Annotated in this window: 14 protein-coding genes; 5 read left to right on the top strand and 9 right to left on the bottom strand. The window is 37.9% G+C overall.

The genetic code is table 11. The features are described 5' to 3' along the window. Positions 1-63 precede the first annotated feature (63 nt). Genes rfbC through rfbF form a run of 3 tightly spaced genes read right to left on the bottom strand, consistent with a single transcriptional unit; the run spans position 64 to position 2,546 of the window. Positions 64-606, bottom strand: a complete 543-nt coding sequence (gene rfbC / locus BFL47_RS17330) for a dTDP-4-dehydrorhamnose 3,5-epimerase (protein ID WP_069661060.1) — start codon at positions 604-606, stop codon at positions 64-66. A gap of 9 nt (positions 607-615) precedes the next feature. Beyond that, entirely contained in the window at positions 616-1,707 is a 1,092-nt protein-coding gene (locus tag BFL47_RS17325) for an NAD-dependent epimerase/dehydratase family protein (protein ID WP_069661059.1), read from the bottom strand. A 35-nt stretch (positions 1,708-1,742) separates the two neighbouring features. After that, entirely contained in the window at positions 1,743-2,546 is an 804-nt protein-coding gene (rfbF, locus tag BFL47_RS17320; RefSeq protein ID WP_069661058.1) for a glucose-1-phosphate cytidylyltransferase, read from the bottom strand. A 798-nt stretch (positions 2,547-3,344) separates the two neighbouring features. On the opposite strand from rfbF, the gene BFL47_RS20560 reads away from it, so the two are divergent. From BFL47_RS20560 to BFL47_RS19645, 4 genes are all read left to right on the top strand, one after another. Next, positions 3,345-3,509, top strand: a complete 165-nt coding sequence (locus BFL47_RS20560; protein WP_170827345.1) for a WecB/TagA/CpsF family glycosyltransferase — start codon at positions 3,345-3,347, stop codon at positions 3,507-3,509. A gap of 230 nt (positions 3,510-3,739) precedes the next feature. After that, positions 3,740-4,084: an NAD(P)-binding protein gene (locus BFL47_RS20290; protein WP_245681402.1), complete on the top strand. Its 345-nt coding sequence runs from the start codon at positions 3,740-3,742 to the stop codon at positions 4,082-4,084. Beyond that, positions 4,032-4,787 (top strand): UDP-galactopyranose mutase, encoded by a 756-nt coding sequence (locus BFL47_RS20285; protein ID WP_317042953.1) that lies wholly within the window; start codon positions 4,032-4,034, stop codon positions 4,785-4,787. The genes BFL47_RS20290 and BFL47_RS20285 overlap by 53 nt, the downstream gene beginning before the upstream one ends. Positions 4,788-5,289: 502 nt before the next feature. Further along, a complete protein-coding gene (locus BFL47_RS19645; protein ID WP_139125862.1) occupies positions 5,290-5,529 on the top strand; it encodes a hypothetical protein in 240 nt (79 codons plus the stop codon). 5 nt (positions 5,530-5,534) lie between these two features. Here BFL47_RS19645 and BFL47_RS17310 read toward each other — a convergent pair whose 3' ends face one another. From BFL47_RS17310 to arfB, 4 genes are all read right to left on the bottom strand, one after another. Next, positions 5,535-6,611, bottom strand: coding sequence for a glycoside hydrolase family 43 protein (locus BFL47_RS17310; RefSeq protein ID WP_083257253.1), 1,077 nt, complete (start codon positions 6,609-6,611; stop codon positions 5,535-5,537). Positions 6,612-6,614: 3 nt separating this feature from the next. Next, a complete protein-coding gene (locus BFL47_RS17305) occupies positions 6,615-7,712 on the bottom strand; it encodes a glycoside hydrolase 5 family protein (protein ID WP_069661057.1) in 1,098 nt (365 codons plus the stop codon). Between the two features lie 26 nt (positions 7,713-7,738). Beyond that, entirely contained in the window at positions 7,739-9,586 is a 1,848-nt protein-coding gene (locus tag BFL47_RS17300; RefSeq protein ID WP_069661056.1) for a glycoside hydrolase family 2 protein, read from the bottom strand. Between the two features lie 353 nt (positions 9,587-9,939). Then, positions 9,940-10,353 (bottom strand): alternative ribosome rescue aminoacyl-tRNA hydrolase ArfB, encoded by a 414-nt coding sequence (gene arfB / locus BFL47_RS17295; RefSeq protein WP_069661055.1) that lies wholly within the window; start codon positions 10,351-10,353, stop codon positions 9,940-9,942. Positions 10,354-10,625: 272 nt separating this feature from the next. Between arfB and BFL47_RS17290 the strand changes: the two genes are divergently transcribed. Beyond that, positions 10,626-11,270 (top strand): DUF6266 family protein, encoded by a 645-nt coding sequence (locus BFL47_RS17290; RefSeq protein ID WP_069661054.1) that lies wholly within the window; start codon positions 10,626-10,628, stop codon positions 11,268-11,270. 326 nt (positions 11,271-11,596) lie between these two features. On the opposite strand, the gene BFL47_RS17285 is transcribed toward BFL47_RS17290, so the two are convergent. Then, positions 11,597-12,451, bottom strand: coding sequence for an oxidoreductase (locus tag BFL47_RS17285; protein WP_069661053.1), 855 nt, complete (start codon positions 12,449-12,451; stop codon positions 11,597-11,599). Between the two features lie 184 nt (positions 12,452-12,635). Further along, complete coding sequence (locus BFL47_RS17280) at positions 12,636-13,091, bottom strand: META domain-containing protein (RefSeq protein ID WP_069661052.1); 456 nt, start codon at positions 13,089-13,091, stop codon at positions 12,636-12,638. Positions 13,092-13,544 lie beyond the last annotated feature (453 nt).

Here is a 13,544-nt window from a genome sequence, read left to right as displayed (position 1 = left end):
CCTGTTGAACTCTTTTTGATCCATTACCTCAGGGATTTAGAAGTACCCTAAATTCAGGATCAGCTAAGAAGGATAAACACCTTCAAGAAGAGGATGAGCTAAATCTTTTTCTGATACAATAACAGGTTGAATAGGCCATATAATCTGGAAGGCAGGATCATCATAGCGGTAGCCTCGTTCAGCACCTGGTATATACCCTTGAGTAACCTGATAGGTAACATCTGTATGGTCCAGTAAAGTTATAAATCCATGTGCAAATCCTTCCGGAACATAGAGCATCCTGTAACTATCGGCAGTTAATTCTACGCCTATCCATTCTTTATAGGTGGCAGAATTTTCACGCATATCAATGATCACATCACAAATTGCGCCTCGTGTACAACGAACCAGTTTAGTTTCTTCATAGGGAGCTACCTGCATATGCATCCCCCTTAATGTTCCTTTTGTCTTATTATAACTTACATTGGACTGCTCAATTGATGTATTGAGACCATAAGATTTAAATTCTTCTTTACAGTAAGAGCGGCCAAAAAAGCCTCTCTCATCTTCCAATCTCTTCACATCAATAATAAATGCACCTTTTAATTTGGTTTCTGAAAATATCATTTTATATGCTTAAAGGGTTTGCGTAATAGTTTCCGGACTTGATATTGATTTTACTTTATGGTTCCATTCTAAATCATCGTTAAGCAATCCGCTCTCCTGAAGTCTGGTCAGAACCATTAAACGCATTAAAAGCGAATCACGGAATCCAGCATCAGCAAAATTCATAGCAATCAGTCCTTCATATAATTCGCGAATGGTTTGTTGTAAAGTATATATCGGTTGGTGATCAGGAGCCAACTGTTTAAAAAGATCAAAGTTTACACGATATGAGCGTTTGTCTGGAGCTGCATCTTTATTTAACATCACACTTGTGCCCGGTATAACTGCAATTACAGCTTCAGCAATCTCTTTAACCTGGTAATTCCATTCCTTGCATCCTGTATTAACAGCAAGAAATTCCCCTCCATTATCCGCATTTCTGGTCACTGCCCACTCCATTGCACGAGCCATATCCTTTACATGTATAAGTGGTCGCCAAGGACTGCCATCACTTAATATATTAATTTGTCCTGATGTAACCGCACCGGCAACAAAGTCATTAAGCACCAGATCTAGTCTTAATCTGCTACTCATTCCGCAAGCAGTAGCAAAACGCAAACAGGTGACAGTAAAGTTTTCGTCTGCCAGTTGTTCTAAATCCAATTCAGTAGAAACCTTTGATTTTGCATAAGCAGTAAGCGGATTTAATTCAGAAGTCTCTGTTTTAGGAGCATCTCCGGCAGCTCCATACACACTACAACTTGATGCAAATACAAATGAGCTTGCCCCAGCGGCTTTTGCCATTTCAGCAAGCTTCACAGAAGATTTATAGTTTACATCAAAAGTCAGCTTTTCATATCTTGATCCCATTGGATCATTCGAAATCGCTGCTAAGTGAATAACAGCATCTACACCTTCAAGTACGTCCTGAGTTATTTTCCTGACATCACCAAACAGTTGCACATCAAGGTAATACTCTGGTAAGATTAAGACATTAGTTAAAGAAGAAGCAAAATAAGCCATGTCATATCCTATTAAGGTGGCTTGCGGGAATTTTTTACGTAATCGAGTCACTACACCGGGGCCCACATAACCCATGTTTCCCGTAATTAAGATTTTCATATATTTTTTTTATATAAAAAGATGAATTGAAAAATTTAATATCTTACTGCTGCATTAGACATTATTTTATGATACCAGGGCGCATTTCCAGATTGCCACATTTCTTCTAAAACCATTCGATCACGGAGTGTATCCATCGGCTGCCAGAAGCCATTATGACGATACGCAGATAGCTCCCCTCGTTTGGTCAGATTCTCCATAGATTCACGTTCCCAAACGGAATCATCATCCTGTATAAAGTCAAATACCCCCGGTTCTAAAACAAAAAAACCTCCATTAATCCAGGGCATATCGTCCCCGTTTGGTTTTTCCTGAAAGTGATTCACTTTGGTATCTTCTGCTCCCAGATTAAAAGCACCAAACCGACCCGGTTGTTGTACTGCAGTAAGCGTAGCCAGTGTTCCCTGTAACCGATGATAAGCGATCACAGCATCAATATCAACATCACTCAAGCCATCACCATAGGTCATGCAAAATGTTTCATCCCCTACGTATTCCCTCACACGTTTTAAACGACCACCTGTCATTGTATTTTGACCAGTATGTACTAAGGTGACTTTCCATGGCTCAGTATGATTTTTATGAACTACCATACTATTATTGCTCATATCAAACGTTACGTCAGAATTATATAGGAAGTAATTAGCAAAGTATTCTTTAATAACTTCTCCTTTGTAACCACAGCAGATAATGAAATCATTTATTCCATGAGAGGAATAAAGTTTCATAATATGCCATAAGATAGGTTTGCCACCAATTTCGACCATTGGTTTTGGCCTGGTACCACTTTCTTCACTTATTCTTGATCCATAACCTCCTGCTAATATCACCGCTCTCATATAGTTATATGTATAATTTTTTTATTTAACTCTTTGAATTCGAAATAAAGTTAAACGGAGTTGAGCATAAAAAAGCAACACTTATGGCACATGAATACAAAAATGTAAAATACTGAGAAGCAGAGAGAAAAGTTCTTTACAATTAATTTTTTTCTATATCAAAAAGAAGAAAAATATACCTTTAAACATCTATTCTAAGTGCTTAATTAAATGAAATAAAAAAAATAAACTGGAATAAATCACTGTGTAAAAAAATCACATGTAACATGCCCGCTTAAATCAAATTGTTTAGTAAAAATCCAATGAGGTAATTTTATTAAGTATTACTTCCCTATTATTTTACATAAAATATTTTCTTTTGTAAAACAATAGGTAAATTAAGGACGAATTAGCTTCCCACTTTTACATAACCATCACAACCATATTAACATATACGAAACAAGTCGTTTTTAAGCTAGTTTTGAGATTAATAATGCTATAAGTATTGACTCCAAACCCTTCCCCATAATGACCACAGTGTAAGTGCAGATGCGAAGCTGAAGGTTATTAAAATCACTTCATATTATGTATAAAATTCATACCTTATTATCTTGTTTACTTATCTTAATCTCAAGCTGCAGTTATAAAAGCGTACCCTATTTTCAGGACCTTAATAATACATCTCCAGTCTAAAACAGCGATCAGCTACACGATATGTAACTCATTTTAGATTCAGATTGTCTCTTTAATAAGTCCGCAAGTATATTATTTAAAGAAGCTTCCAAAAAAGGATTTATTTCCTTTTAAATAGACAGCCATGTGGATTATTGTGCCGGAACAAAAAAACATTCATCACAGTTTTGGATTAACATGAGACTGGAGTGGTTCATTCGCCTCATACGTAAACCCAACCATCTGTGGAAAAGATACTTATATTATAAACCCTATTTTGCCATAGTACCAATCAATAAAATATTAAAATAAAAGATTTACTCTAACACCGCATTTTTAAAAGCGAGCTAAAATCATTAAAACACAATAATTTATACCCTATACGTCGCAATTTTATTTTCAGAGCACTGAACATTTAGGCCATAAAATCCTTTACCAACAGATTAACAGAATTCGAATGAAACAATACGACTATCTGATAGTAGGATCAGGCCTTTATGGTGCAATCTTTGCTTATGAAGCAAAAAAACAAGACAAAATGCTTGGCTATTGATAAGAGACCACATATCGGAGGAAACATTTACTGTGAAAACATAGAAGGAATCAATGTCCATAAATACGGAGCACATATCTTCCATACCAGCAACAAAAAAATATGGAATTATGTCAATTCATTGGTTGAGTTTAACCGTTATACAAACAGTCCGGTTGCCAATTACAAAGGAAATCTGTACAATCTTCCCTTTAATATGAATACTTTCTATCAACTATGGAAAGTAAAAACACCTGCCGAAGCCAAAGCTGTAATAGATCAGCAGGTAGCCGATTTAGGTTATTGTCAATCCACAAAACCTCGAAGAACAAGCGCTCTCATTAGTAAGAACTGATATCTACAATACACTCATTAAAGAGTACACGGAAAAACAATGGGGAAGAAAAGCAACTGAATTACCAGCTTTTATTATCAAACGTTTACCCATTCGGTTTACATTCGACAATAATTACTTCAATGATCTCTATCAGGGAATCCCTGTTGGCGGATACACTAAACTGATTCAAGTACTTCTAGAGGGTACAGAAGTTCGATTAGGCGTTAATTATTTTTATAACCGAAAAGAGTTGAATGAACTAGCCGATCAAGTCATCTATACGGAAATGATTGACGAATACTACGATTATAAACATGGCGTCCTGGAATATCGCAGTTTGAAATTTGAACACACCGTTTTGGACACACCCAATTATCAAGGAAATGCGGTTGCAAATTACATCGATTCCGAAATTCCGTATACCCGAATAATAGAACATAAACACTTTGAATTCGGAGAGCAGATGAATACGGTGATCACCAAAGAATACCCGCTCGAATGGACTAAGAAAGATGAGCCCTATTATCCGGTAAACAATTCCAGGAATGACCAGCTTTTTAAGATATATAAAGATATGGCCCGTCTGGAAGAAAATGCAATATTCGGAGGAAGACTAGCTGATTATAAGTATTACGACATGCATCCTGTAGTAGGATTAGCATTAAAGAAAGTGGAAGAACTATTTCCAGATTATCGTAACCAAACCATGCAGATTCCGTAACATAACGAAAATCAGCATGATATGAAAAATTTATTTTTAATTCTCATCTTCCTTCTCACAACATTTAACTTCTGTTGCCAAGATGATGCATCAACCGAGATAGTGAACAGTAGTACTGTTATTCAAGATGAATCCGTTTTTGCAGTTAACACAAATAGCACTATCATATCAGCTAAAAACCCGGATCAGCGTCTTTCTCTACAAAACAAAATCAATGTGCAGTCTTCTCTAAAAAAGACCTCGTATTTACAATACCTTAACCTATAACACAATCCCTGCTGGTAGTATTGCTATTGCACCCGGATTGAAAGAAGACGGTTTAGACATTCTTGTTAATAACAATACAGTAAAAACAAAAGGCCCTAATATTGGCGGGATTCAAATGAGTAATGGATCATATGATTAAAAAAACATCAAGATCATTAATAATACTGTTGATACCCGTTTATCAACAGGAAACTCATCCGGCATCGTAGTTGGAACCTATGGTATTCCAAGAGTGGTGACCAACATAACGGTAGAAACCAACACCATATACTCAAGCACTCACTGTATTCGTTTACAATCGCTTCCCGGTAGTAAAGACATCTTTCTACTTCGAAACAACTGCAAAGAAGGATATGATTGGTTAAGCGTAATCACCAATACCTTTCAAAACGTTCAAGCAATTGGAAACATCAAAGGAATGGCAAATAAAACGATCAGTTACAGCCTGAGCATGACTCCAATTATTGAACAATAAGCATTTTAATAAGCATTGCTACCTATAGAAGGCTTTTTCAAAGCCGTACCAATACGTAATGGAACTCCAAAAACAGGGGTCCCATTTGCATCCCAAACAAATTTCTGAGCCCTTGGTGATCTTAACTGTCCACATCCCTGACCGGGAGCGTTATTAGCATGATATAAGATCCAATCTTCTTTTCCATCCGGCGATTTAAAGAACGAATTATGTCCCGGTGCATAAACACCATTCTCTGGCGATTGCTTAAACACCGGCTTCTCACTCTTATTCCAAGATGCCGAATCGAGCAAACTCTCTCCCGTAAACGTTAAAAGTCCCAAAGCATACGAATCAGTCCAGCAACCACTTGCAGAATAAACCACAAACAGCTTACCCTTATTTTCCAGAAACTGTGGACCTTCATTCACATTTACATGTGAAGGATTCTGTGCATCATTTAAATCCCCGTCCTTTTCCCAATCAAAATGAGGAGCAGAAATCCGTACGCGCTGCCCATCTATCGTCCAAGGATTGCTCATTCTTGCAATATAAATATCCTGCTGACCATTGCTATTTCCCTGCCAGCCTGACCATAACATGTATAACTGTCCTCCATGTTCAAACACAGTTCCGTCAATTGCCCACTTATCCGAAGCATCCGCTATCTTTCCCTTAAACACCCACTCCCCTTTCATCGGATCAATAGAAGAATTTTCAACGACATACATCCGATGATTGTTATTGTTACCGTCATCAGCAGCAAAATACATATACCATTTCCCATTAATAAAATGAAGCTCAGGAGCCCAGATATCATCGGAATATAAGGTACCCGGACTAGGTGTCCAGATAACTTTCTGTTCTGCATGTTTAAGATCTGCCAAGTCCTTTGTTTTCCAGATCGCCAATCTGTTCCCTAAAGAATTCGTGTAATAATAGTATCCATCTTTATAAATACTCCATGGATCGGCACCCGAAGGAAGCAACGGATTTGTAAATGTAGCTTGCACTACAGGATTAGAAACAGCTACCTTACTAGTGGAACAACCACTAATTCCGCAGTAAATAAACGCCAAAAAGAAAAAGCTTAACCTTTTCATAACCTACTTATTAGCAACCGGTTCGGCATTTAATTTTTTAATTAAGTCTACTTCATCCTGACGATAAGGCGTTCCATCTTTCTTAAAGATATCATGAAACCACTCAATAGGCTGACTTCCATCCGCTAAAGGCGTATCCCATGCATAGATGGTATTCGTTTTACCCGCTACAAATCCCCAGTTAATAGCCCCAACATTTTCCTTTTTTAAGAGCGGCAACACGTTAGAAAACCTACTGTTCCTGGAACGAGCCATATATTCGGTACAAATAAGCGGACGGCCAAAAGCTTTCAACATATCAATAACCCGTTGGTGCCATTGCGGTTCTTCATAATCGTGGTACGTAATCACATCCGAGTTTAGAGCTTGAAAAGCATTCAGTTTTTCATAATCCCAGGCCCAAATCCCCGCGCTAATAGGCTGATCCGGATTCACGGTTCTTGCCCAGCTAAAAACCTGTGTCAATAAAGGCAATGTTGTTTCCAACTTACCCGAATTACCCGGTTCATTATAAAGGTCCCAAAGCAAAATGCGCTTGTCATGTGCAAAAGATCCCATCACATCCTTAACATACTTTTCCAATGCTGGGAAAGTAGAAGGATCTTTATAATAAGGATCTCCAGGATCCTGAACCCAACCCGAATTATGGATGCCGGTTTTAGGCTCAGGCTGCTTTCCAGCCTTCCCTTCTTTATTCCAGCAATCATCAAAAAACACGAAAATTGTCTTAATTTTATGCTTGTCAGCTATGTTTAAGTACTCCCCAACACGGTCCTTAAACCCTTTTGGATCTTGTTTCCAGGCAATACTATGCAGATAAACCCGCATTGTATTGAACCCTATACCTTCAGCCCATCCCAATTCCTTATCTATAGTTTGCGGATCAAAAGTCTCGGCCTGCCACATCTCCAGCTGGTTTATAGCTGTACTTGGAATGAAGTCTGCTCCATTTATCCATTTATATTGCTCATACCAGGCATTTGCCTTTTCAATAGACCATACCTTACCCGGAAGATCAGCAGTACTCTTCTTTGCTTTTTGAGCTTGAATACTGGTTGCTGAAACCAGTAAGAATAAAATAACATAAAGGCGCTTATTCATATTTATCGTAATTTATCTTCTGTACTTTATTTAATTTCTACTAATGCAGGATTATAAAGTTTGTCTGAAACTGCTTTTAGTTTTGCTGTAGGAACCTTAATCACCTTCCGGTCATAGGTCATCAATCCATTTGTTTCTACTTCCACGTCTGTAGTTTGTGTATAAACAGCTGCAGAAAGTCCTACTTTAATCAAACCTTCCATCTTATCCATAAATGAGGAATAGGTTTTAAACAAATCATCAGCAGTTTTAAAGCTCTGATAGCCCCAGTTGTCCTTTTGTTGCCAAACATGATTATCAACCGGTAATCCCAGTCCACCAAATTCCCCTAAAACCAAGGCATGTTTGGCACCAAAGATCTCAGGACGAGGCATTGCCGGATCGGGATAATTATGCAGATCCACAATATGACCCACCGGATAGAAATTGCCCCCACTCGCACTATTAATTAAACGGGAAGGGTCCTTTTTCATCGTCCACTCTGTTATTTCGGCAGTTTTAAACTGTCCCCATGCTTCATTAAAAGGAGTCCACACCACAATAGAAGGATAATTATACAAGGCTTCCATAATTGCATTCCATTCCTTGCGGTAATAACCTTCAGATTCAAGTGTACGGTCTTTATCTGTTGCGCGACCTAAAACACCCGGACGCGGTTCCCAATGGTTACCCAAATCGCCACTTGGCATATCCTGCCAAACCAACATACCAATGGAATCGCAATAGTGATACCAGCGTGCCGGTTCCACTTTAATATGCTTTCTGATCATATTAAAGCCCATCGCTTTAGTTTCCACAATATCAAACTTTAAGGCCTCATCCGTTGGAGCCGTATATAAACCATCCGGCCACCATCCCTGATCCAGTGGACCATATTGGAACACAAACTTGTTATTCAGTAACATCCTTTGGATTCCGTTTTTATCCGGTCCAAGGGAAGATTTTCTCATCGCAAAATAACTAGTTACTTCATCCAAGGCTTTTCCCTTGCGCATCACCGCTATTTTTAAGTGATATAAGAAAGGACTTTCCGGAGACCAAAGCTTTGCATTCGGAATCTTCAATACTGCTGCTTCATTTCCATTAACCAACTGAGTGGCTACTTCTGTATTTCCATCCCATGCGGATACGCTAACTTTGTCGCCTGCCTTCAGATTTTTTACATCGCTCAGGAAGGTTAACGTTTGATTATCGATATCAGGTAATTGTTTTGTGCTCTGCACATAGGTTTCAGCAACCGCTTCAACCCATACCGTTTGCCAGATTCCTGTTACCGGTGTATACCAGATTCCTTCCGGTTTTCTTACCTGTTTGCCTCTTGGCTGAGGACCCTCATCTGTTGGATCCCAAACACGTATGGAAATTTGCTGGCGACTTCCACCTTTAAGCAATCCTGTTATATCGAAAGAAAATGGATCATTTCCTCCCTGGTGCATCCCTGCTTTTTTACCATTTACATAAACGGTAGTTTCCCAGTCCACCCCACCAAAATGAAGTAATACTTTTTTATTCTTCATTGTTGAAGGCAGTGTAATCGTGGTATTGTACCACAGGATACTGTCTTTTCCTACCCTGCGTCCTACTCCGGATAAGGATGATTCTACGGCAAAAGGAACTAAGATCTTCCCCTCAAAAGTCTTGGGTTGAACCTTATCCTTTGGCAGGATCGCATAGTCCCATAAACCGTTGAGATTTTTCCAATTCGGACGCACCAATTGTGGCCTTGGATATTCGGGCAAAGTACTTGAAGGATCCACCTTCTCTGCCCAAGCGGTTTGGATCTTTCCTGAAACTGGTTTCCAATCCGCACGTTGTGCCTGTACAGAAGTGCTAAGAATTAGACTTACAAGGGGAAAAAGATAAATATTCTTCATCTAAGATTTACTCTTTTAGTGTGTACTGAATGATCAGCCAAAACAACTTATCCTAATTTATATGGTTACAAAAACTCTACGAAGGTTTATAAAGAAGAAAAATTTACTTAACATTCAGTATAACAGAAGATTTATCTTTCTGTTTCCTGTTTTCCTCTCCTAATTAGCCTAACCTGTAGTATCCTTATTCTTCAAATAATTAAAAATTGTTATATGGCTTATATTTGTCATTCAAAGAAAAGGAATTAGGGTCAATATACTTTAGTCAAATCATATCAAAAACTATTCAATTCGTATCATTATGTCTACATGAGCTTGGTTATTTTATCATTTATTGGATTAATCCAATAAATCTAAGAATCAGGATCACTGTTTTTTCTATTGATTTTTTTTACAGCATGCAGCTGCTTATTTTTAAGTCGCTTCTCAATAGACGACTTTTTAGGCTTAGTTGCTTTTCTGGCTTTATGAATATACAGTGCATTTTTAAGATGCAGGTAGAGCTTTTGAAGCGTCCGTTCTTTATTTAAATATTGACTGCGCTCCTCTTCACTGATCACCTGGATGAGCCCTTCCGCAGTCATACGATTGGCTAGCTTTTGCTTCAGGCGTTCCTTTTCAACGGAATCAAAAACATTTGAAGCTTCAAAATCGAAATTCAATTCAGCCTTGCTGGCTACTTTATTTACATTTTGCCCACCTTTACCGCCACTTCTGGATGTTTTAAAAGTGATATTGGGTAACAAATCCTGAATTGAAAATTCCATCCTCAAATTAACAAAATAAAGCTGTCTTATTTAAGGTTATGGTCAAAGATAAATTGGTACATTGGCAATTTCCTATTGTAGTTTCGAACTAAAAAAAACCGCAAATTACACCCAGCTTCTCCGCACCTTCTCCGCAGCTGTTCCGCTCGCTAAGAAAATAATTTGCAATTTAGAACCGCTATATATCAACCTCTAGTACGATTTATTACATAACTTGTCAATACAAGTATTTACCTTGCCGATTAACAATTCATCTTTTAAATTTATAGAAAATGGCACATTATGAAAATGGAATCAATGGAAGTTTCCACGGTAAAGTAGGTCCTACAGTAGGTTGCACCTGGAAAGGGGTTGACTACATCAGAGCAGTTCCAAAACGAAGCAAAAAAACACCTTCCGCAAAACAAGCAGCAACAAGGTTGACATTCAAATTCCTGCATGAATGGCTTGCACCGCTGAAAGAAGTAATTACAATAGGATTTAAGGATTTCAATCCAAAAATGACAGCACGGATGGCTGCTCATTCCTATACGTATCATCATGCCCTACGGGGAGAATATCCGGATCAGTATATTGATTATTCATCGGTGCTGATTAGTTATGGCCCATTATCAGGGGTAGAACATGCAGCAGTTCGATTACCGGGATCCAATATCATAGAAATCACCTGGAATCCTGAAAATGAGTTATGCGATGCTTATTCCGGAGATGTACTTTTCTATCTGGTATACAACCGGGTAACCAATGAGGCCTTACAGGGAATTGGCACGGGAACACGTAGTGAGGGAATTTTGAGAATAGAAGTGCCTGGCACCTTTATTAATCAGGAGCTGGAGGTGTATCTTGCTTTTAAATCTTTGAAGACTAACAGCGTTTCGATAAGTCAATATTTAGGGACTCATAAATTAGGGTTTTAATAAAAAAAGGAAGGCCGTTTTAATAGACAAATGTAAAATGCAAGTAATGATGAGCAAGTAATTAGAAAAATGATTATCTGAATAATTGGGGTATAGGTCTGTTTATTAAAAATCCATGGTGTCCTATTCAACATATTTGAATCAGTGGGGACAAGAATTTATTGGCAAAGCCTTGAAAAATTCAAAGGCCGGGATCGTCAGGAACGTAAGGCTTAATGAATGGGTATAAACAAGAAAATCAATAGGGTACCTTTATGCCCTATCGATTTTCTTGTTTCAATAGATATAGGATTCTTAAATTTAATATTTAAGTTCTGATTACTGAATTACCTTTCAGATGCTGGGAAATCGGCACTCAGGCTCAGTTCTTTCCAAAATTCAAAATTCTCCTTTAACATCTCGTTTTTTTCAATAGCCATTTTAAATGCAGGCTCTCCAAGTAAAAGTCTTAACTGGTGATGTTCAGCGTAAACAGCTTCTATAATGGCCTCACATCCTCTAACAGGATCCCCTTGTTGTTTCCCACTTCCTTCTAGACTTGCATCCATTCGGACACCAACAGTGTCTTTATAATCTGCTATAGAAACAGGGGTACGAGATGTAGAACGTCCAGCCCAATCGGTACGGAAAGGTCCTGGTTCTACAAGTAAAACCTTAATTCCAAGCGGGGCAACTTCTTGAGACAAAGATTCTGATAAACCTTCCACAGCGAATTTAGTAGCATGATAGTACCCTGTTGCTATAAAAGCTCTCAGTCCGCCAATAGAAGAAAAGTTAATGATATGTCCATTGCGTTTTTCGCGCATTCCGGGTAATACCGCTTGTACAACATTAACGAGACCAAAAACGTTAGTCTCAAACTGTGCCCTTATTTTCTCTTCCTCGCCTTCTTCGATGCTGCTAAAGTACCCAAATCCAGCATTGTTTACCAAAACATCAATCTTCCCAAAGAACTCTTCTGCTTGGGATACTGCATTTGAAACCTGGGTTTTATCTGTTACATCCAATGATATCACTAATGAAGTATCTTCATATCCTTCAACAATATCCATAACCTGATCTATATTGCGGGCGGTTATTACCGCATTCCAGCCTTTTTTCAATATTAACTTCGCTAATTCTCTACCAAAACCGGTAGAGCAGCCAGTGATAAACCATACTGGCAAATTATTTTTTTCCATGCTTAATCCATTTATTTTATAATGTGCTTAATTTAACTGAACACTACTTGACCTAATCTGTTCTTTTAATAACTATCGAACTTAAATTATTATAAAAGACTGACATTTTGCTGAAATCATAATTTCATGTGCTTGTACAATTTTTATAAACGTTTGAGGTAAGTACTGCTCCCGATGTACTGACTTATTTAGGTACAGTTACAGGTACGCCTTTAAGCTTTGCTACCAGTATTTTACCGTTACTAAGCAATAGTTGGTTGTTTATGATACTCCAGTTGTTTACCTGCTTTAACGCGGTGAGGACTGGCAATTCATCATAACCTGAACATGCCATTCTAGTGGTAACTAGAGGAGAGAACATCATTTTATTCGTACCAGATAATTCGAATGTGCCTGTGAGACGATTGCAGCCTGTTGATCCAGTTACCCGATTGACCTGACCGGGATAAAATAATAGATAAGCAGTATCCCTACCTGTAGAAATAGGCTGGCTATTTAACTCAGTAAAATTCCATTTATACTGATAAAGGATTTCGCTGCCTCCATAATTGTGTTGAGTAGTTGCCAAACGTTTCTGACTGCAGCTATATGTCATGCTTAACAAGGCAAAAAAAAGGAAGATGGAGATCGTTTTATTCATACTATTTATGAGCTCAAAGGCCAATTTGATTTCTGTAAATTTTGAATAGAATTCAGAATAATTGCAACCATTCCAGTTAGACAACTAGTTTAGACGACGACAGCGGTATATTTATTTATAGCTGCTGTTATACCCTAACAAATAAAACCGTTAATTTTCTCAAAGCTGTCTACCATTATACAGTTAATGTGTGAAATAGTTTATAACCGACGAATTGATAAAATGGTCGTGTGCTGATGACTTCCGGCAAATGAATAGTATAATTGTACAAATCATTTTTAAATTTAAGCAACCTTGTATATAAATAAACTAAGGTATAGAGCACTTACTTGATGGGATAATAGACTAATTAAAGATGAGGTTTTACAAGATTTGATGCATAAAAGAAAGGGCAAACAAACTTTTAGATTGCTTGCCCTTTCTTGCTCCCAAGCCTGGACTCGAACCAGGGAC

Origin of the sequence: Arcticibacter eurypsychrophilus (assembly GCF_001730525.1) — a bacterium.
GTDB classification, from domain to species: Bacteria; Bacteroidota; Bacteroidia; order Sphingobacteriales; family Sphingobacteriaceae; genus Arcticibacter; species Arcticibacter eurypsychrophilus.
The sequence above is the reverse complement of the archived record's forward strand: the minus strand, read 5'-3'. Positions and strand labels throughout refer to the sequence as shown.

Coding starts and splice junctions, on each gene's coding strand:
- BFL47_RS17290 (WP_069661054.1), top strand. CDS start 10,626: ATGGCACATTATGAAAATGGAATCAATGGAAGTTTCCACGGTAAAGTA.
- BFL47_RS17280 (WP_069661052.1), bottom strand. CDS start 13,091: ATGAATAAAACGATCTCCATCTTCCTTTTTTTTGCCTTGTTAAGCATG.
- BFL47_RS17300 (WP_069661056.1), bottom strand. CDS start 9,586: ATGAAGAATATTTATCTTTTTCCCCTTGTAAGTCTAATTCTTAGCACT.
- BFL47_RS17305 (WP_069661057.1), bottom strand. CDS start 7,712: ATGAATAAGCGCCTTTATGTTATTTTATTCTTACTGGTTTCAGCAACC.
- rfbC (WP_069661060.1), bottom strand. CDS start 606: ATGATATTTTCAGAAACCAAATTAAAAGGTGCATTTATTATTGATGTG.
- BFL47_RS17285 (WP_069661053.1), bottom strand. CDS start 12,451: ATGGAAAAAAATAATTTGCCAGTATGGTTTATCACTGGCTGCTCTACC.
- BFL47_RS17325 (WP_069661059.1), bottom strand. CDS start 1,707: ATGAAAATCTTAATTACGGGAAACATGGGTTATGTGGGCCCCGGTGTA.
- rfbF (WP_069661058.1), bottom strand. CDS start 2,546: ATGAGAGCGGTGATATTAGCAGGAGGTTATGGATCAAGAATAAGTGAA.
- BFL47_RS17310 (WP_083257253.1), bottom strand. CDS start 6,611: ATGAAAAGGTTAAGCTTTTTCTTTTTGGCGTTTATTTACTGCGGAATT.
- arfB (WP_069661055.1), bottom strand. CDS start 10,353: ATGGAATTTTCAATTCAGGATTTGTTACCCAATATCACTTTTAAAACA.